The organism is Streptomyces sp. NPDC051218, assembly GCF_044455475.1.
Lineage (GTDB): Bacteria > Actinomycetota > Actinomycetes > Streptomycetales > Streptomycetaceae > Streptomyces.
This window is the reverse complement of record NZ_JBITEU010000001.1, coordinates 1,161,381-1,179,454: the sequence shown is the minus strand read 5'-3', so window position 1 is coordinate 1,179,454 and position 18,074 is coordinate 1,161,381. Positions and strand designations below refer to the sequence as shown.

15 protein-coding genes, 1 tRNA gene and 1 pseudogene are annotated in these 18,074 nt (G+C 72.0%); 7 read left to right on the top strand and 10 right to left on the bottom strand.

The window, feature by feature from the left end; genetic code table 11:
- The first annotated feature begins 79 nt into the window (after window positions 1-79).
- Window positions 80-1,372, top strand: coding sequence for a M6 family metalloprotease domain-containing protein (locus ACIBCK_RS05285; RefSeq protein WP_399386844.1), 1,293 nt, complete (start codon window positions 80-82; stop codon window positions 1,370-1,372).
- A 113-nt stretch (window positions 1,373-1,485) separates the two neighbouring features.
- On the opposite strand, the gene ACIBCK_RS05280 is transcribed toward ACIBCK_RS05285, so the two are convergent.
- The 7 genes from ACIBCK_RS05280 to ACIBCK_RS05250 form a co-directional block, all read right to left on the bottom strand.
- Window positions 1,486-1,559 (bottom strand) — tRNA-Lys (locus ACIBCK_RS05280).
- On the bottom strand, window positions 1,550-2,170 hold the full coding sequence (locus ACIBCK_RS05275; protein ID WP_399386842.1) for a bifunctional DNA primase/polymerase: 621 nt from the start codon (window positions 2,168-2,170) through the stop codon (window positions 1,550-1,552). The genes ACIBCK_RS05280 and ACIBCK_RS05275 overlap by 10 nt, the downstream gene beginning before the upstream one ends.
- 138 nt (window positions 2,171-2,308) lie before the next feature.
- A complete protein-coding gene (locus ACIBCK_RS05270; protein ID WP_399386840.1) occupies window positions 2,309-2,674 on the bottom strand; it encodes a hypothetical protein in 366 nt (121 codons plus the stop codon).
- 128 nt (window positions 2,675-2,802) lie between these two features.
- On the bottom strand, window positions 2,803-4,167 hold the full coding sequence (locus tag ACIBCK_RS05265) for an AAA domain-containing protein (protein ID WP_399386838.1): 1,365 nt from the start codon (window positions 4,165-4,167) through the stop codon (window positions 2,803-2,805).
- On the bottom strand, window positions 4,164-5,759 hold the full coding sequence (locus ACIBCK_RS05260) for a hypothetical protein (protein ID WP_399386836.1): 1,596 nt from the start codon (window positions 5,757-5,759) through the stop codon (window positions 4,164-4,166). The genes ACIBCK_RS05265 and ACIBCK_RS05260 overlap by 4 nt, the downstream gene beginning before the upstream one ends.
- Window positions 5,760-6,117: 358 nt before the next feature.
- Window positions 6,118-7,293 carry a hypothetical protein gene (locus tag ACIBCK_RS05255; RefSeq protein ID WP_399387265.1) on the bottom strand — a complete coding sequence of 392 codons (1,176 nt, stop codon included), beginning with the start codon at window positions 7,291-7,293 and terminating at the stop codon, window positions 6,118-6,120.
- Window positions 7,244-8,251, bottom strand: a complete 1,008-nt coding sequence (locus ACIBCK_RS05250; RefSeq protein ID WP_399387263.1) for a phosphatase PAP2 family protein — start codon at window positions 8,249-8,251, stop codon at window positions 7,244-7,246. The genes ACIBCK_RS05255 and ACIBCK_RS05250 overlap by 50 nt, the downstream gene beginning before the upstream one ends.
- A 268-nt stretch (window positions 8,252-8,519) precedes the next feature.
- On the opposite strand from ACIBCK_RS05250, the gene ACIBCK_RS05245 reads away from it, so the two are divergent.
- Window positions 8,520-9,119 (top strand): histidine phosphatase family protein, encoded by a 600-nt coding sequence (locus tag ACIBCK_RS05245; protein ID WP_399386834.1) that lies wholly within the window; start codon window positions 8,520-8,522, stop codon window positions 9,117-9,119.
- Window positions 9,120-9,167: 48 nt separating this feature from the next.
- Here the strand turns inward: ACIBCK_RS05245 and ACIBCK_RS05240 are convergent, their stop codons facing one another.
- Window positions 9,168-10,613 carry a tetratricopeptide repeat protein gene (locus tag ACIBCK_RS05240; protein WP_399386832.1) on the bottom strand — a complete coding sequence of 482 codons (1,446 nt, stop codon included), beginning with the start codon at window positions 10,611-10,613 and terminating at the stop codon, window positions 9,168-9,170.
- A 267-nt stretch (window positions 10,614-10,880) separates the two neighbouring features.
- On the opposite strand from ACIBCK_RS05240, the gene ACIBCK_RS05235 reads away from it, so the two are divergent.
- Both ACIBCK_RS05235 and ACIBCK_RS05230 read left to right on the top strand, forming a co-directional pair.
- A complete protein-coding gene (locus ACIBCK_RS05235; protein ID WP_399386831.1) occupies window positions 10,881-11,366 on the top strand; it encodes a hypothetical protein in 486 nt (161 codons plus the stop codon).
- Window positions 11,367-11,432: 66 nt separating this feature from the next.
- A complete protein-coding gene (locus tag ACIBCK_RS05230) occupies window positions 11,433-12,293 on the top strand; it encodes a spermidine synthase (RefSeq protein ID WP_399386829.1) in 861 nt (286 codons plus the stop codon).
- Between the two features lie 82 nt (window positions 12,294-12,375).
- Here the strand turns inward: ACIBCK_RS05230 and ACIBCK_RS05225 are convergent, their stop codons facing one another.
- Complete coding sequence (locus ACIBCK_RS05225; RefSeq protein ID WP_399387261.1) at window positions 12,376-12,909, bottom strand: hypothetical protein; 534 nt, start codon at window positions 12,907-12,909, stop codon at window positions 12,376-12,378.
- A 107-nt stretch (window positions 12,910-13,016) separates the two neighbouring features.
- Between ACIBCK_RS05225 and ACIBCK_RS05220 the strand changes: the two genes are divergently transcribed.
- The 3 genes and pseudogenes from ACIBCK_RS05220 to ACIBCK_RS05210 form a co-directional block, all read left to right on the top strand.
- The gene (locus tag ACIBCK_RS05220) at window positions 13,017-13,706 is read left to right on the top strand and encodes a response regulator transcription factor (protein WP_367042139.1); all 690 of its coding nucleotides are present in this window, start codon (window positions 13,017-13,019) and stop codon (window positions 13,704-13,706) included.
- Window positions 13,703-15,094, top strand: coding sequence for a sensor histidine kinase (locus tag ACIBCK_RS05215; protein ID WP_399386827.1), 1,392 nt, complete (start codon window positions 13,703-13,705; stop codon window positions 15,092-15,094). The genes ACIBCK_RS05220 and ACIBCK_RS05215 overlap by 4 nt, the downstream gene beginning before the upstream one ends.
- A 363-nt stretch (window positions 15,095-15,457) precedes the next feature.
- Window positions 15,458-16,348: pseudogene (locus ACIBCK_RS05210) on the top strand (chitinase); the annotation flags it as partial.
- Window positions 16,349-16,419: 71 nt separating this feature from the next.
- Here the strand turns inward: ACIBCK_RS05210 and ACIBCK_RS05205 are convergent.
- The gene (locus ACIBCK_RS05205; protein ID WP_399386825.1) at window positions 16,420-18,069 is read right to left on the bottom strand and encodes a bifunctional aspartate transaminase/aspartate 4-decarboxylase; all 1,650 of its coding nucleotides are present in this window, start codon (window positions 18,067-18,069) and stop codon (window positions 16,420-16,422) included.
- Window positions 18,070-18,074 lie beyond the last annotated feature (5 nt).

The window sequence follows — 18,074 nt, the reverse complement described above, 5'->3', positions numbered from 1 at the left end:
GCGCTCCGGGAGTGGCGCGTCACCCGGCTGGGTCAGTCAAACAGGGCGTAATGGAAAAAAGCGGCACAGGGTGGGTGGGATGCCCCGTAACCCGCACCCGGAGGTCGACGTGCCGCGTCAGCTACCCCCCTGGGGACTCACCCGTGGAGGGGAGAGACCCCGGTTGCGCAGCACGGCCGCCGCCTTTACGTCCCTGACCGCACTCGCCGCCACGGGGCTCGTCGCGGGACCCGCGATCGCCGAGACCCCGGTGGTCCCGTGCGCACTCCAGCGCACACCGGCGCATCACTCGGAGGGCCTCGACTCCTGGAACGGCGCCTACACGCGCCCCGACCGGTCCCTCGACGCGGTGATGGTCTTCCTCTCCTTCCCCGACTCCCCGCCCCAGATCGCCCCCGAGGAGCTTGCGGCCGACTACTTCCCCGCCACGAGCCAGTTCTTCGACCGCGCCTCCTACGGCAGGTTCGCCCTGCGCCCGCACCCGCAGCGCGAGTGGGTGGAGATGCCGGACGACTCCACCTCGTACGCCATACAGCGCGACTGGAACGCCTCCAAGCGCAGCGCCTACCTGCGGGACGCGGTGAGCGCCGCCGATCCGCACGTCGACTTCTCGCGGTACGACGTCGTCTACTTCGTCGCCGACCCGGACGCGCCGGGCGTCAACTCGGACGCGACGAAGGTCGTCAATTTCGACCGGCCGATGCGGGCCGACGGTACGGACATCAAGCGCATCGTCACGGTCTTCGAGCGGCATCCGCCGGACCGCAACGTCCTCGCCCACGAGACCGGCCACGTCTTCGACCTGCCCGACCTCTACCACCGGCCGACGGAGGGCGAGGGCGACTGGGACACGCACGTCGGTGACTGGGACGTCATGGGCAGCCAGTTCGGGCTCTCCCCCGACCTCTTCGGCTGGCACAAGTGGAAGCTCGGCTGGCTCGACCGGCGGCAGGTGGCGTGCGTGGAGGGCGAGGGGCGGCGGCTGACGCTGGAGCCGCTGTCGAAGCGGCCCGCGCGCGGGGGCGTCGGCGGCACCAAGCTCGCGGTCGTCCGCACGGGGCGCGGCAGCGCGATCGCCTTCGAGGCGCGCGGGGCACAGGGCAACGACCGCGCGACGTGCACCGAGGGGGTGCTCGTCTATCGCGTACGCAACGAGGCGCCGTCCGGCGGTGGCCCGGTCGAGGTCCTCGACGCCCATCCGGAGTCGGAGGCGTGCTGGGGCGACTCGGTGTATCCGCCGCTCGCTGACGCGCCGGTGGTGGCGGGGGAGAGCTTCACGGTGCCGGACGAGGATGAGGGCGAGGCCGTGCGCGTCGAGGTCGAGGGGCGGACGGCGTCCGGGGCGTGGACGGTGAACGTGTCGGTGGGCTGAGGTGGTCTACGCCGGCGGGTGGCTCACTGGCGGGTGGCTCACCGGCGGGTGCTCACCGGGGCAGCGGGCATGAAAGAAGCCCCCCGCTTGCGCGAGGGGCTTCTTTCTGTCTGTGCGCCGCCAGGGACTCGAACCCCGGACCCGCTGATTAAGAGTCAGCTGCTCTAACCAACTGAGCTAGCGGCGCCTGCTGACGTCGTAGACCTTAGCACCCTGATCGCCGCCAGGAAAAATCGATATACGGACCGCGGAGCCGGCCGCCGAGCGGGCCGCGCGGACGCAGGCCCAGAGCATGACCTCGGGCCCGGGAAGCCAGGGATGCCGGGCGTCGGGGGCCACCAGCCAGCGCGATTCGAGGTGGCCCTGGGGGTGACCGGAGGATGCGGCATCGCGGGTTTTCGCGGTGACCGGCGGCACCGTCACGGCGTCCCCCGTGCCGTGGCAGAGGATGCCGGGCACTGCACGGCCCCACTCCTCCCACTCGAGGAGCGAGGGCAGCCGCTGGGCGGTCCCGGGGGCGGCGAACAGCAGTGTGCGCCCGCGGTGCGCGGCCACGGGTCCCGAGCCGGGGCCGTCCTCCCATAAGCGGTCGAGCATCCGCCGGCCGAACACCGCGGGGACGCTCACCACGTCGAACACGGAGCCGCAGGGGAGGACGGCGGGGGCGGTGGGGCGGCTGCGCCAGTGGGCGAGCGTGCTGCGCGGATACGTTTCCGCGGAGGCGAGCCAGGCGGCTCCCTCGGTGGTGACGTCGGAGATGTCCTGGGCGGGGGCCGGGTGGAGACGTGTGCTGCTCATGGCAACTACATCTACCGGTAGTGAGGGTTCCAGTTCGGAGAGTTGCCAGAAACCGGGACAACAGGGGGTGGGAGGGAGTACCTTGCCCCGTGGCATATGCCCCGCGACCTTCTCGCGGAGGACTCCTCCGGGGGCGCCTCAGGCCTCCGGGCCGCCGCCACCGGTACCGGCCCCGCGCAGGAGATCCCGGCCGAACTCGACCATCTTCTTCGCGTAGTCCTCGGTCCACTGCGCGCGCTCGGCGATCGCGGCGGGCGTCAGCCGGTCGAAGCGCCGGGGGTCGGCGAGCTGGGCCGCCGCGATCGCCTGGAACTCGACCGAACGGTCCGTCGCGGCCCGGAAGGCGTGGGTCAGCTCGGTGGCACGGGCCAGCAGCTCCCGAGGGTCCTCCATCGACTCCAGGTCGAAGAAGTGCTCCGGGTCGGCGACGGCTTCCGCGGGCTCGAAGAGCAGGGGCGCGGGTCGCATGCGCTGCTCGGTCCGGGACCGCTCGGGCTCCGCCATGGTTCGTCCTCCTCGTACGTTCTCCGGCCGTGGGGCCATCTTCCATTCTCCCTTGCCGCGCAAGGGGGCCGGGGGCCTGTGGGTGTGGGGCTTCCCGCCGCCCTCCGGCGGCTAGGGGATGTGGGATGTCACGGCCGCCACGCCACGCGATGCTCGGCCAGGCGGGCCAGTACCGCGTGGTTGGCCTCCCAGCCGTCCGGGAACTTCACCGTTACGCCCAGTTGGACCGGTTCCGTTGACGGGTGGTCGTCCAGTAGTTCGCTGACGCCTGCGCGGCAGATCACGATGCAGGCGTGGCGGTGGCGGGATGCCAGGACGCAGAGGCGGCCCGTCTCCAGGTGGAACGCGGTGGCGTCCGGGCGGCCGGAGAGCGGGTGCAGGACGACCGTCACGTCGAACTCGCGGCCCTGGAGCCGGTTGGCGGTGTCCACCGTGACGTCCGTGACGCCGAGCTCCGTGAGGGCCGCGCGCACCGCCGCCGCCTGGTCACGGTGCGCGGTGCCGACGGCGATGCGGTCCGCCGTCAGGGGAGTGGGTTCCGGGCCGCGCTCCGACGTGGCCGCGCCGCCGCGGTCCAGGAGGCGCCGGACGACCTGGGCCACCGCGCGTACGGCCTCGGGGTCGGTGCGCGGCGTGTTCCGCGCGGGCAGTTCGAGCAGGCCCCAGCCCGAGTCCGCCGCCTCGTCGATCACCCGGTCCGGCCCCGAACCATCCGGCGGCACAGCGAAGTTGAGTCGCCGGTCGCCGTGGTCCGTGCCGCTGCGGAACGGCGTGTACGGATAGAACGCGGCCGAGACCAGCGGGGCCGCCGACGCCGGAAGCCGCCAGGACACCGGCAGGCGGTGCTGCGGCAGCTCGGGGTTGTGGGCGAGCAGGGTCGTCACGGCGCTCGCCGAAGGGTCGTACGCGAGACCGGCCCACTGCTCGGCGCCCACGATCGAGAACGGGTCGAGCTGGCCCGGGTCGCCCACGAACAGGGCCCGCTCGAACAGCCCGGCCACCGCGAGCAGCGCGTCCGAGCGCATTTGATACGCCTCGTCCACGATCGCGTGCGGCCAGGGCGCGTCGAGCTTGCCGGCCTCGACGTGCGCCCACTTCGCCGCGGTCGACACCACGATGTCGAGCCCGGCGAGATCGGCGGCCTTCGTGGACGTACGCACGAAGGGCAGGTCGTCCAGGGCCTTGTCGTACGCGTCCGGGTCGCTGCTGTGCAGCCGGCCGACCGGCAGCTCGGGGTCCTTCTCGGCGATGCGCAGGATCAGGTCGTCCACCTGGGCGTTCGTCTGCGCGATCACCATCAACGGGCGCCCCGCGGCGGCCAGTTCCCGGGCAGCGCGGACCACGAGCGTCGACTTGCCCGCGCCGGGCGGCGAGTCGACGACGACGCCGCGGTGCGCGCCGTGCAGCGTGTCGTGCAGGATCGCGTCCGTGGCACGGCCGGCCGCCGCGCCCGGGTCGAACGAGGCGCGGTCGAAGGGAGCGGTCGGACTCACAGGGTGTCCTCCGGCGTCACGGGGTCAGGGCGCTCGGCGGCTTCGCCCGGCGGGCCGCCGTGGGTCCACGGCGTCTCCTCGGGGTCGGGGAGCTTGGGTCCGCCGCGCTGCTCGTGCTCGAAGAGCGTCCAGCAGATCCGGTCGCCCTTCTCCGGCACGGAGCCTGGCTCGGCCTCCTTGCCGCGGCCCATCTTGTCGAGGACGCGCAGCACGACAGAAGCGCCACCGCCCTCCGCCTCGTACCTCACGAACTCGGCTGTCTGCGGCTTGCCCTGGAGCGAGCGGTACACCTTCACGCGCTCGGCCAGGTGCGGGCGGTCGTCCGTGCGGACGGTGAGCAGGGGGCGTGGCCTCGGGCTCTTGCTCTCGCTGTACGCCATGACCACCTCGGTCACCTCACCGGCGAAGGCCTCGCCCGCGAGCCGGCGGCCCGCCATCACCAGGGGGTCGTCGAGCGCTTCCTGGGCTTCGAGCCTGGCCTGCTCGCGCTCGCGCGTGGCGAGCTTGTTCGCCGCGGTGACCGCGTCGTCCATGCGGGGCTGCGGGGGTTCGCCCGCCGTCACGCGGTCGCGGTGGCCGGTGAACGACCAGCGGTCGCGGGTCCAGCGGTCGGCGGCGCGGGGGGCCTGGGGGAGCGTGCAGAGCGCGTCGAGGCCGCGCCACACCGCGTCCCAGGTGGGGCGGGTCCTGCTCTCGATCAGGGAACGGATCTCCCGCTCGGCCGCGGCGAGTTCGGCGAGACGGATGTCCGACTGGATGCCGTCCTCGGCGGTGGCGAGGGCGCCGCGCGCGCGGTCGTAGCGCTCGATGGCCGGGGCGAGGAGGTGGTTGTCGAACGCCGGGTCCGTGGCGGGGCCCGCGGGCGGGCAGAGCAGCTGGCCGTCCGCGTCCCGCGCCAGCTCGGCGCGGAGCGCGGCGTCGGCCCCGGATGTTCCTTCCGGGGCCTCGATCCAGGCGAGCAGGGCGCCGAGGTGCTGGTCCTCCAGGCTGGACTGACCGGTGGCCCAGTGCCGGGAGAGCAGTTCGGTCATCGCGACGAGCAGCGAGGAGCCGGGGACGCGGGCCCGCTCCCCGAAGTGGGTCAGCCAGCGGCCGAGGAGGGGGACGCGGGGCGGGGCGGGGTACGGCGTCTCCGGGTCCTGCTCGGCGGTGCGGCGGAAGCGGGTCGAGCGGCCGATGAGCCGTACGAAGTCGATGCCGGCGCGGCTCGGGACGATCAACTGCGGGGCTTCGGAGCAGAGTTCGACCTCCACCTTGACCCGCTTGCCGGTCTCCGGGTCCGTCTCGCTGCGCTCCGCCGCCTCGACGTCGTCCGTGAAGAAGTCGACGTACTCCAGGACGGTGTCCGCGAGTTGGGCAAGGAAGGTGAAGCGGAGGTCGCGGTCGCGGGGCTGGGGTACGACGAGGAGGCGGGGCGAGGTGCGCTCCGTCCCGACGAGCGCGCCGAGCGGGGCGCCTGCCTCGCCGGCGGTGATGAGGGGGACGAGGACGAGGGGGCGCTGGGAGAGGTGGCGGTGCCGTGCCGTTGCTCTCGGCTGGGCTCGGCCTGTCGCGACCGCCTCCAGGCGGGCGAGGTTGTCGATCAGTGACATCGGGCTGTCGTCCTCCCCTGCGGGGGCGCTGCGCTGGGCTTTTGCGGTGTGTGGTCCGTCGGCGGCTGCGGGCCGCCGTCCCTCGCCCCGCCGCTTCGCGGCGGATTTCCCCCACCCACCCACCCGATCACCGAAGAAAAGACGACGGCAGCCGGACGCGAGCGACGTGCGCCCGCCCGAAGGCTCCAGAGCGGGTGGGTGGGCGGGAGAGAAACGGCAGCCGCCGCCGCGCAGTGGTACCAGCGGCGGAGAACACCGCCCTGCACCGACCCCGGCAGCGCCCAGCGCCCCCGCACCCCCGTGCAGCCACGCATGCCCCGGCGGTGCGACGCCTCGCGTGGCCGGGTCGTGGAGGGCGTCAGCATTCCGAACCCCCCGCCCCGCCCGAGGCGCCCCCGCCGGACAACGCCTCGGCTCGCAGTGTCGCCGCTCTCCTCAGTGCCGCCACTGTCGGGTCCGCGGGGTCGCCCGAGGTGCCGGTGGCCGCGGACAGGACCGCCTCGACCGTCGTCAGGCCGCCCAGCTCCCCCCGCACCGAGCGGCCCAGGGACGTCACCGAGCCCTCGTCGCGGGAGCGTTCGCGGCAGTGGAAGGCCAGTTCGCAGGCGGCCAGGCACTCGGGGGCGTAGGTCGCGGGGACCGATTCGACCGCCGCCGTCAGGTCGGGCGCGGGGCGGTTCACGTCGAAGGTGGTGCCCTCCGGGAGCGCCGCCGCGATGTCCTCGATGCGGGTCAGGCGGGCCAACTGGCGCCTCGTCACCGAGAGTTGTTTGCGGACGTCGATCGCCGATGCCGTGGGGAGGTTCGAGAAATCCTTGGGGCAGACCAGGAGCACGTGGTCCCGGATGCGGGGCGCGGGGTCCATGTGCGCCGCGACCCGCTCCAGCGCCAGGGCGTACACCGCGGCCTGGCGCGCCGCCGCGCCCACCTTCGCCGCGTCCGCCGAACCGTCGATCATCGGGAAGGACTTGATCTCGACGACCGTCCAGCTGCCGTCGGGATGGACCACCACCGCGTCCGGTTCGAGGAAGGCGGGCGTCCCCGCGACGTCCAGCGCCAGCATCGGGTGGTCCAGGAGGGTCCAGCGCCCCGTCGAAGTCGCCTCGGTGGCGACGGTCGCCTCGGTCGCCTCCCGCAGCGCCAGCGAGGTGCGGGCCGCGCGGCCTTCGGGGCCCACCGCGGTCAGGTCGGGGACGGACGACTCGCCCGGCACGGGCTCCGGTCCGCCGCCGAGCCGGCCGTGCACCAGGCGAAGCAGCTCCGCGCCGCCGTCCGCCTTGACCTTCGCCTCGAAGGCATTGCCCCGCATGAACGCGAACTGCGACTGACCGAAGGGTGCGGGGGAGCCGAGCGACTGGGCGAGCGCCGCCTTGTCCACGCCCGCACCGTCCAGCAGGGCCCGCCGTCGGCACCCCGGATTCGCGGCGAGGGCCGCGAGCGCGCGGGCGTCCAGCGGCGCCGCGGGCACGTCAGGTCCGCGCAGTTCAGCGAGCCGCTGTCTTAGCGCCGTCCCCCGCTTCGGCGGGGCGGGCACTCGGCTCGGCGCCTGGCTCGGCAGGCCGCTGACGCGGCCGGGGAATTCGCTCACCCGTCGAAGTCTGGCACCCGCCACTGACAAGTGAGGAATCCGGGGCGGAAGAGGCGGAGGGTGAGCCCGCGAAGGACCTGGACCGCGACCCGGCCTGTACGTCGGCCGCGGGCCGCGCGGCGTCGAACGGCAGTCCGACCCTGGCCTTCACCCGGTCCGCGAGCCGCAGCACCGGCCGTGCGAGGAGCAGTCCGACGCCCATCACCGCGGCGCCCGCGACGGCATCGAGGAAGTAGTGGTTCGCGGTGCCCATCACGACGATCGTGGTGATCAGGGGGTAGGCCACCCCCGCCGCCCTGACCAGCGGCGAACGCCCGTGACGCCACAGCATGACCCCGCACCACAGCGCCCACCCCACGTGCAGGCTCGGCATCGCCGCGTACTGGTTGGTCATGCCGCCGAGCCCGCGCGGCGCGCTCGCCTCACCGCCCCACCAGCCGAAGTCGCTGTACTGCGCCATGGTGTCGACGAAGCCGTACCCCTCGCTCAGGAGGCGGGGCGGGCAGGTCGGCATGAGCGTGAAGCCGATCAGGCCGATCATGGTGGAGGTCATCAGCCACGCGCGTGCGGCGCGGTAGTGGACCGCGCGGCTGCGGAAGAGCCAGACGAGGACCAAGGGCGTGACCAGGTAGTGCAGGGACGCGTACCAGAAGTCGGCGGGGACGCCTATCCAGGAATGGTCGGTGAACAGACGGTTCAGCGGGTGTTCGGCGTTGAGGCGCAGGAGCTTCTCGACGTGGAGTATGTCCAGGCCGTTGTCGACGGCGCCCGACACGTCACCGCGGGCCAGCAGCCGTCCCGCCGAGTACGCGGCGTACACCAGCACGAGCAGCGGCAGCTCGGTCCACCAGCGAAGCCGGCGCCCGACTATGCCCCCGGTGCCCGGAGCGTGGGTCTGCGGCATCCGGTCGGTCCCCCATCTGTCTTTGGTCATGCGGTGTTCGCCGCCGCCTCACTTTACGGCGTACGCGAAAGCCCGCTGAGGCGGTCCCCGGTGGTCTTAGACGCTGAGATCGACGAGCGGGTTGCTCCTCGCGGGCACGCGTGATCGCGGCGGGGTGCGTGAGTGATGATGGAGGGTACGGACGGTTCGCTGTCCCCAGAATTCGCTCTATGGCAGCCAATGGCCCTGATGGTCTCGGCCGACGGCTGTCGGCTCGGAAAGGCTCGACATGGCACCGCGCATCCTGCTGGCCCGCCACGGACAGACGGAGTGGTCCCTGTCCGGGAAGCACACCGGCAGGACGGACGTCCCGCTCCTGGAAGAGGGCCGCGGCGGCGCGAAGCTCCTTGGCGAGCGCCTGCACCGCGCCCCCTTCGGCGGCCTCCCGGACGTCGAGGTGCGCACCAGCCCGCTCTCCCGCGCGCGGGAGACCTGTGAGATCGCCGGCTTCGGGGACCGTGCCATCACCTGGGACGCGCTCATGGAGTGGGACTACGGCTCCTACGAGGGCATGACCCCGGCCGACATCCAGGGCGTACGCCCCGGCTGGTTCATCTGGCGCGACGGCGTCCCCAGGGGCGAGACCCTGGAGCAGATCACCGCCCGCGCCGACGAGGTGGTGGCCTGGGCCCGCAGCGCGGACCGTGACGTCCTGGTCTTCGCGCACGGGCACATCCTGCGTTCCATCGGAGCGCGCTGGCTGGGCCTCGGCATCGACTTCGCCGCCCGCATCCGCCTCAACCCGACCTCGATCTCCACCCTGGGCTGGGCCTACGGCGAACCGGCCATCGAGTCGTGGAACGACACCGGGCACCTGGCGCAGCAGTAGCAGTAGCAGTAGCAGTAGCAGTAGCAGTAGCCAGGGGAGCGGGGTCGGCTATACCGCCCGCGGCAAGGAAGCGTGCCGTTCCAGGAAGCCGCACACGCCAGAGGCCCGCCGGTGCGGGAGCAGCACGCGGGCGGTCGTGGCGAGCATCGACTGGATGCGCGAGGACTGCACCTCGTCCAGGAGCCCGAGCACGCGCATCCCCGCCGTCGCCGCCTCGTCCGGGCGGCCCGCGCGGGCCAGGTCGTCGGCGAGCTGCGCGGAGTAGAGGGCGATGTTGCGGGTGAACTGCGGGGTCTGCGCCGACGCGATGCCCGCCGCGCGCCGTGCGTGCCGGGCGGCCCGCTCCCAGTCGCCGAGCGCCGACCAGCACTGGGCCTCGAGGACTTCCAGCTCGCCGGGGCCGTAGAAGGTCATCCACTCCGGGTCGGCGTCCGTGGGGCCCCGGTCGAAGAGGGCGTGCGCACGGGACAGTGACCGCTCGCAGCCCGCCCGGTCGCCGAGCCCCGCCCAGCCCCCGGCCTCCCGCAGCGCGAGGAGCGAGAGGAGCCGCGGCGACGAGAGGTGCCGGGCGGCCCGCGTCGCCGCCTGCGCCGCCCGCACGGCCTCGCGGGGCCGCCCGGCGTCGCGCGCGAGGAAGGCCGTGTTGCAGAAGGCGTGTGCCTCCAGGGCCGGGTCACCGGCCATACGGGCCGTCGCGAGAGCCTCCGCGTAGTGCGAGCGGGCGTCGTCGAAGCGGCCCGAGTCGTGCGCCAACCAGCCCACGGAGATGGAGAGTTCTCCGGCCCCCGTGTAGAGCCGGTCGGCCATCGCCTGGCGGGTGGTGCCCGCGTCGAGCAGCGCGTAGGCGGTCCGCAGCGGGTCCGCCGCGCGTCGGTACAGGCCGTCGGCGCCGTGCCGGTCGTCGAGCAGCCTGATCCTGCGCACGGCCTCCTCGACCGCGCTCGCCTCGGCCTCGCCGGCCCGGCCGCCGGACTGTGCGGTGGCTTCGGCAGGGCTCGGTTCCGCGAACCCGAAGGGGCCCAGAGAGGCGGCGGCCACGGTGGCCGTACCGCTCATAAATGCGCGACGCCGCACGTCGATCTCCTCGTGACTCTGGATCTCGTACGGGTCGCACTCGTGCAGTTCGGGGCCCACCGGCCCGGACGGGGGAGACTCATACAGCTGGATCGTGGTGTGTGATGCGGGCGCGTCGGACTCGGTGCGCGCCCCCCGTCCGCGCACCGCGGAGCGGGGTGCGAACCCCAGATCCGCCAGCGTCCGGCCGGGGAACATGTGCAGGAACACCCGCTCGTACGCGTAGTTGGGGCAACGGATCTCGCCCGCCTCCACGCGTCCGATGTACCGGGCGTCGCAGCAGACGCGCTCACCGATCTCGCGAGCGGCCCTGCGGATCAGCGCGGCGAACTCGCCCGGCGAGCGCTGTCCGCGCAGCTGCCGGAAGGAAAGATTCGGTCGTGGGGACGGAGTTGACGATGCCATCGGTGACGACGCCATGGCCTGACCCTCTCGTACGGATCGTGCCGGATCGCGCCGAATCCTGTGGATTCGACGAGGCTGCCCCTGTTCCGGCGGAGCACGAACGTACCCGCTGTGATGGGGACGGCACGCGGAGTTTGGCTACAAACCGGATATCTCACCCACGATCCGCCATGAACTGCCATCCTTTGCGGCGGCATTGCGCCGTAGCTGTTGACGCCGTCCCGCGTTGAACCATGTGGAGAGGGAGCGACGCGGCTTCCACCCTGGCGAGGAGGGGTCCCCTTGTTGGAGATCGGCGTGGAGAACGGCGAATCGCGGGCGTCGCTGACCACGGCACGGCACCTGCCCACCCAGGACCGCAGCGCACCACCCCAGCAGGGCGCCCGCCCCGCGGAGCCGGCCGACTGCTGCGATCTCGTCACGGTCCCGGCCCGCCAGGGCCTCGAAGCCGTCGACATCCTGCGCCGCGGGGCGGGCGACGCCGTCGGCCCCGTCCTGCACGACGGGAGCTGCGACACCCTCGGCTTCCTGGTCCCGCCCGGCACCGCCGACGCGTGGGACCTGCCGGGCAGCGCCTGTACGCAGACCTCGGGCCGAGGCATGCGCCTGCACGCCGAGCCGGAGCCCGTCCCCGCGCCGCCCCCGGTCGCGGGCACCGGCTGGCTGCTGCCCCCCGACGAGACCGATCCGGTCACCGACCCCGCCGTCCTGCGTGCGGCGCTCGGCCAGGCGGCCCGCACCATCGAGGCCGCCGACAACTGCCGCTGAGCCCGCGACGGGGCAGTGCTCCAAGGTCATCGGGCCGCCCACCGCGCGCAGGCCGATAATGGTCCGATGGCAAGGAACAGGCGGTCCCGGGAAGAGGCGGAAGCCGTCGTCGAGGAGGTGGACGGCGGGCTCGCCGAGCTGATGCCCGACCGGGACAGGCCGCGCGCGTGGACGCTGCTCGTGGACGGCGCCCCGCAGTCCCACGTCGACCTCGACGACCCGGCGTATCTCGACTTCGAGTACCAGCGCAGGCTCGGCCACGTCGCCGACCTGGTCACGCCGCCCGGCAAGCCCATCCAGGCCCTGCACCTGGGCGGCGGCGCCTTCACCCTCGCCCGCTACATAGCCGCGACCCGGCCGCGCTCCACCCAGCAGGTCATCGAGCGCGACACGGCGCTCATCCAACTCGTACGCCGCGCACTGCCGTTGGACCCGCAGGCGCGGGTCCGGGTGCGCGGCACCGACGCCCGCGAAGGCCTCGCGAAGATCGCGGACGGCTGGGCGGACCTCGTCATCGCCGACGTCTTCAGCGGCGCCCGCACCCCCGCCCACCTCACCAGCGCCGAGTTCCTCGGTGACGTACGCAGGGTCCTGAAGCCCGGCGGTCTCTACGCGGCCAATCTCGCCGACGGGCCGCCGCTCGCGCATCTGCGCGGCCAGCTCGCCACCGCCGCCACGCTCTTCCCGGAGCTCGCGCTCATCGCCGACCCGGCGGTGCTGCGCGGCAAGCGCTTCGGCAACGCGGTGCTCGTCGGCTCCGACCGGCCGCTGCCGATCGCCGAGCTGACCCGGCGCAGCGCGGGGGACTCGCATCCGGCACGGGTCGAGCACGGCAGGGCGCTCATCGACTTCAGTGGGGGAGCGGCGGCGGTCACGGACGCGAGCGCGGTGGCGTCACCGGCGCCGCCGCCCTCGGTGTTCCGCTGAGGCCGGTCCGCGGAGGACGGCGGTCCGCTGAGGACGTTCCGCCGGAATTTCTGAAGTCTGGTCGTTCCGCCGAACCGACCGGTCAGTACTCGTCGATCTCTACGGCCGGGGCGTGGTCGTGCCAGGTGCAGAACACCGAGACCTTGTCGGCGCCCGAAGTGAACTCCACCCTGATCCAGGTGTCCTGCTTCCACACCTGGACCGACCAGCCGGCCGCCGGCGTCGCCGACACCAGCGTCGCGGACTTCTTGCCGAGGTCGAAGACGACCCGGCCGCCCTCGGAGGAGTAGCTCTTCACGTTGCCGGGTGCGGGGGCGGGAGCTGAGGGACTGCTCGGCTTCCCTGTCCTCGTCTTCGAGGGCTTGCTCTCGGGGGGCTTCGACGACTTCGAGGGCTTCTTCGACTTCGAGGGTGCCGAGGGCGTCGGCGTCGGGTCCGCGCGGTGCGTGGACGAGGAGAGCGGCTCGGCACGCTCGCCGTCGGACGCGAGCGGGACGGCACGTGGCGGGTCGTAGGCGGTGCCCGCCATGACGGTGTGGACGCCCCACCAGGAGAGCGTGACCGCCGCGCCCGTGGCGAGCGACCAGGCCATTGCGTGTATGAGTCCTCTGCGCATCGCGAGCCATACTGCACCACGGGAGCCGTCGGCGTCGCCGGAGGACCGGGCAGGACCGGGGAGGACGAGGAGGACCGGGGTCACTCATATGGCGTACGGTGCCGCCCATGGCAAGTGTGCTCGTCGTCGAGGATGACCAGTTCGTACGCTCCGCTCTCATCCGGCATCTGACCGAGGCATCGCATACCGTGCGCAGCGTCGGCACCGCTCTTGAGGCGCTGCGCGAGGTGGCCCATTTCCAGTTCGACGTGGTGATCCTGGACCTCGGTCTGCCCGATCTGGACGGTTCCGAGGCGCTGAAGATGCTCCGCGGGATCACCGACGTCCCCGTGATCATCGCCACCGCGCGCGACGACGAGACCGAGATCGTCAGGCTCCTGAACGACGGCGCCGACGACTACCTGACCAAGCCGTTCTCCGTCGAGCACCTCTCGGCCCGGATGGCCGCCGTCCTGCGCCGCTCGCGCGTCACGGCGGGCGAGGCTCCGCCGAGCCGGGAGATACGGGTCGGCGGGCTCGCCATCGACCCGCTGCGCCGCCAGGCGGAACTGGACGGGGCGCGGCTCGATCTGACCCGGCGCGAGTTCGACCTGCTCGCCTTTCTCGCGGGGCGGCCCGGAGTCGTCGTACCCCGCAAGGAGTTGCTCGCCGAGGTGTGGCAGCAGAGTTACGGGGACGACCAGACCATCGACGTACATCTGTCGTGGCTGCGGCGGAAGCTGGGCGAGACGGCTGCCCGGCCGCGCTATCTGCACACGTTGCGGGGTGTCGGCGTCAAGCTGGAGCCACCGCTGTGAGGTGGGCACTGGTCAAGGTGTGCCTGGCCGTCACGACGATGGTCGTGGTCGCCTTCGCGGTGCCGCTCGGCCTGGTCATCCAGGAGATGGCGCGCGACCGTGCCTTCTCGAACGCCGAGCGGCACGCGGCCGGCATGGGCCCCACGCTCTCCATCACCACCGACCGCGATCAGCTGACCCGGGCCGTCGCCACCTCCGAGGCGGGCGGCGAGGGCCGCATGGCCGTGCACGTGCCGCCCATCGGCAAGGCGCCCGCCCTGGAGATCGGCGACCGGCGGGCGGACGCGCACGCGGTGGAGACCACACGCAAGGAGGGCCGGGCCCGGACGGCGACCGTCGACGGCGGCTTCGCGCTGCTCCAGCCGACGGCGCTGAGCTCCGGCCAGATCGCCGTGGTCGAGATCTTCGTGCCCGAGGGCGACGTCAGCAACGGTGTGACCACGGCGTGGCTGGTCCTCGCGGGCGTCGGCGTCGCCCTGATCATCGGCTCCGTGGCGGTGGCGGACCGGCTCGGCGTACGCATGGTGCAGCCCGCCAAGCGGCTCGTGGGCGCGGCGCAGTCGCTCGGCGACGGAAAGCTGGGCGCGAGGGTCCAGGAAGAGGGGCCGACCGAACTGCGCCTGGCCGCCGTGGCGTTCAACTCCATGGCCGACCAGGTGGTGCAGCTGCTCGCCAACGAACGGGAGCTCGCGGCGGACCTGTCGCACCGCCTGCGCACCCCGCTGACGGTGCTCCGGCTCAACGCGGCCTCGCTGGGTGACGGCCCGGCGGCCGAGCAGACCCGTATCGCGGTGGAGAAGCTGGAGCGCGAGGTCGACACGATCATCCGCACCGCCCGCGACGCCAAGCCGCAGACCGCCGCGGTCGGCCCCGGTGCGGGCTGCGACGCCTCCGAGGTGATCCAGGACCGTATGGCCTTCTGGTCGGCGCTCGCGGAGGACGAGGGGCGCGAGGTGCGGGTCGCGGGGGTGGAGCGGCCGGTGTGGATCCCGGTGGCGCGCCCCGAACTGGTCGCCTCCCTCGACGCGTTGCTCGGCAACGTCTTCCGGCATACGCGGGAGGGAGCGGCGTTCGCGGTGGACGTGCACAGTGGCGAGGACGCGGTGATCGTTCTGGTGTCGGACGCGGGGGCGGGGATCGCCGATCCCGAGGCGGCGTTGGCGCGGGGCGCGGGGTCGGGGGCTGATGGGTCCACTGGCCTGGGGCTCGACATCGTGCGGCAGCTCGCGGAGTCCACCGGTGGTGATGTCCGTATCGGGCGGTCCGTGCTGGGCGGCACGGAGGTGCGGATCTGGATTCAGCTGGACGGGCGTCGGCCTGTCGCCGGGGGGCGGGGGCATCGGGGTGCCGCTGTACGCCGCCGGAAGCGAACCCCGAGTGTCCGCTAGCCCCTGAACCGCCGCTTCGCGGCGGAATTTTCCCGCCCACCCACCCGATTACCCCGCAGTCTCCCGCGATCATTAATCAGCCCCGATCGCTCCCTTAAGCCCGCCCTAAGTTCCAGGCCCAGCGTCCGATTGGCCCGAAAAGCCGGATCAAGCGCGGCTAGCGTGCTGCACGCACCCCCACCCCCCCCGCACAGCTAAGGCAGGCACGCGATGAGCAGCACGCATCGACGCACGGTGAGCACCAAGTCCAAGGTCATAGGCGGGCTCGTGGCCGCAGGCCTCGTAGGCGGCGGCGCTTTCCTCTTCTCCGGGACCGCACTGGCGACGAAGGCTCCCGCGCAGGACACCGCCAAGGCCGCGGAGAGCGCCAAGTTCGCCCCGTTCGTGGACACTTCGCTCGCCCCCGCCTACGACCTCGTCGACACCGCGGAGAAGACCGGCGTCAAGGAGTTCACCCTCGCCTTCATCACCTCCGGAGGCAGCTGCGAGCCGCTCTGGGGCGGCACCACCGGGCTCGACGACGACAAGGTCGCCTCGCAGATCGATGCCCTGCGGGCCAAGGGCGGCGACGTACGCGTGTCCTTCGGTGGCGCGGCGGGCTCGGAGCTGGGCCTCAAGTGCAACAGCGCCGACGAGCTGGCCAAGGCGTACGGCAAGGTCGTCGACAAGTACAAGCTGACGAAGGTCGACTTCGACATCGAGGGCGCCGCCCTTCCCGAGACCGCCGCCAACACCCGCCGCGCGCAGGCCATCGCGCAGCTCCAGAAGGAGCACGAGGGCCTTGACGTCTCGTTCACGCTGCCCGTCATGCCCGAGGGACTCACCCAGCCGGGCGTCGACCTCGTCGCCGACGCCAAGAAGAACGGCGTGAAGGTCTCCGCCGTCAACATCATGGCGATGGACTACGGCCCGTCCTACAGCGGCGACATGGGCAAGTACGCCATCGACGCGGCCACCGCCACCCAGAAGCAGATCAAGGGCGCCCTCGACCTGTCCGACGAGGCGGCCTGGAAGGCCGTCGCGGTCACCCCGATGATCGGCGTGAACGACGTCACCACCGAGGTCTTCAAGGTCGACGACGCCACGGAGCTGGTGAAGTTCGCCGAGGAGAAGGGTCTTGGATGGCTGGCCATGTGGTCCTCGACCCGTGACAAGGCCTGTGAGGGCGGCGCCAACAATGGTGCGCAGCCCACCTGTTCGTCGATCGAGCAGGAGCCGCTCGCCTTCACGAAGGCGTTCGCCGCCTTCAAGTAGGCCCGAAGCCACCACCCCCCACGGCGCCTCGACCGGCATCCCCCCACCCGGTCGGGGCGCCACTCGTGCGGTCAGGCCTTGCTCGCCTGCCACTCCGACGCGTAGTCGTTGAAGATCGCGCGCAGGTGGTGCCCGATCTTCAGGTAGTCGAGGTCGTCCAGGTTGGCCAGTGACACCCGCACCGACCACTCCGGGCCCTCGAACCCGCCGCCGTTGAGGAGCACCACATGGGTCTGCTCGGCGAGCCTGAACAGGGGATCGACCGGCTCGTAGTTCTTCTCCAGGAAGGCGGCGAAGTCCTTGCCGTGGACGCGTTCGGCCTCGGCGAGCAGATCGAGCTCGATGTAGTAGCAGGCCCGCTCCGGGTCCTCCGAGATCTTCATCTCGGCGCCCTCAAGCAGCAGTTCGAGCCGCTGGCGCACGATCGCGCGGATGCGGTGTTTGTACGCCTGCCCCTCCTCCAGCATGTCGAAGAGGGAGAAGAGGGCCATCATCATCTGCTGTGGGAGCGAGAGCCCCGAGGTGTGGTTCAGCGCCACCTGCCGGGAGTCCGCGACCAGGCGGTCGATGAACTTGATCTTCTCCGGGTCGAGTGTCAGCGTCCCGTACCGCTTGGCCAGCCGGTCCTTCTCGTCCTGCGGCAGCGCGGCGATCAGCTCGTCGATGACGTTGTCGTCGTGCAGCCCGATGACGCCGAGCCGCCAGCCGGTGGCGCCGTAGTGCTTGGAGTACGAGTAGACGAGCAGCGTGTTGCGCGGCAGGTCGGCGGCGATGGAGCGGAAGCCCTCGACGAACGTCCCGTACACGTCGTCCGTCACGATCAGGAGGTTCGGGTTCGACGTGGTGACGATCTGCTCGATCTGGTTCGCGACCCGCCGACTGAGCGCGAGCGAGGGCGGGTTGGAGGGGTTGACCAGGCAGACCATCTTGATGTCGGGGTCCGCGAGCTTGGCGACCTCCTCCTCCGGGTAGCGCCACTCCCGCACGCCCGCCTCGGCGAACATGCTCGCCTCGATGTACGTCACGTCGAACTCGTACGTGTCGAGCTCGGGAATCTCGATGTACGGCGTGAACACCGGCACCATCAGGGCGATCTTGTCGCCCTTGTGCAGGACGCCGTTCTTCATGAGCGAGTCGAAGATGTAGCACATGGCGGCCGTGCCGCCCTCGGTGGCGAAGAGCGTCAGGTTGTCGGCGGGCGGCTTCTTGTCGAACATCTCGTCGGCGACGTAGCCGCGCACGATCTGCTCGGCGTGCTTCAGCATCCGGTCGGGCACCGGGTAGTTGTCGCCGACCGAGCTGTCCGTCAGCTCGTGGATGAAGTCGTCCCGGTCGAAGCCGAACCGCTCGATGGCGTGCTCGACGCACTTCTGGAGCAGCTCGATGCCGGGCAGGTCCGGGTGCTGCCGTACGAAGGTGTCGAAGCGGGCGCCCGACCCCTTCTTCTCCGGCATGCCGCCCAGGTCGTCGGCGGTCCAGACGCGGCGGGACTCGGAGAGGGCGAAGTAGCCGAGCGCGTAGAACGCCTCGCGGGGGCCGGTGGCGACCCAGTTGGGGTTGCCACGGCCCGCGTTGAGCAGCTGGACGCTGGACGTCTCCTTCTGCCCCGGCTTGTCCGCCTGTACCGCCTGGGCGATCTGGATGAACTTGTCCTTCAGCTCGAAGGGGCTGAGCTGCGCGAAGGACTGGATCTCCGCGCGGGTGAAAGTGGTCTTGGGCACGGCTC

Excerpts from the sequence above, each read along its gene's own strand:
- ACIBCK_RS05285 (WP_399386844.1), top strand. The coding sequence starts at position 80 with ATGCCCCGTAACCCGCACCCGGAGGTCGACGTGCCGCGTCAGCTACCC.
- ACIBCK_RS05275 (WP_399386842.1), bottom strand. The coding sequence starts at position 2,170 with ATGAGCAGCACACGTCTCCACCCGGCCCCCGCCCAGGACATCTCCGAC.
- ACIBCK_RS05270 (WP_399386840.1), bottom strand. The coding sequence starts at position 2,674 with ATGGCGGAGCCCGAGCGGTCCCGGACCGAGCAGCGCATGCGACCCGCG.
- ACIBCK_RS05260 (WP_399386836.1), bottom strand. The coding sequence starts at position 5,759 with ATGTCACTGATCGACAACCTCGCCCGCCTGGAGGCGGTCGCGACAGGC.
- ACIBCK_RS05250 (WP_399387263.1), bottom strand. The coding sequence starts at position 8,251 with ATGCCGCAGACCCACGCTCCGGGCACCGGGGGCATAGTCGGGCGCCGG.
- ACIBCK_RS05245 (WP_399386834.1), top strand. The coding sequence starts at position 8,520 with ATGGCACCGCGCATCCTGCTGGCCCGCCACGGACAGACGGAGTGGTCC.
- ACIBCK_RS05240 (WP_399386832.1), bottom strand. The coding sequence starts at position 10,613 with ATGGCGTCGTCACCGATGGCATCGTCAACTCCGTCCCCACGACCGAAT.
- ACIBCK_RS05230 (WP_399386829.1), top strand. The coding sequence starts at position 11,433 with ATGGCAAGGAACAGGCGGTCCCGGGAAGAGGCGGAAGCCGTCGTCGAG.
- ACIBCK_RS05225 (WP_399387261.1), bottom strand. The coding sequence starts at position 12,909 with ATGCGCAGAGGACTCATACACGCAATGGCCTGGTCGCTCGCCACGGGC.
- ACIBCK_RS05220 (WP_367042139.1), top strand. The coding sequence starts at position 13,017 with ATGGCAAGTGTGCTCGTCGTCGAGGATGACCAGTTCGTACGCTCCGCT.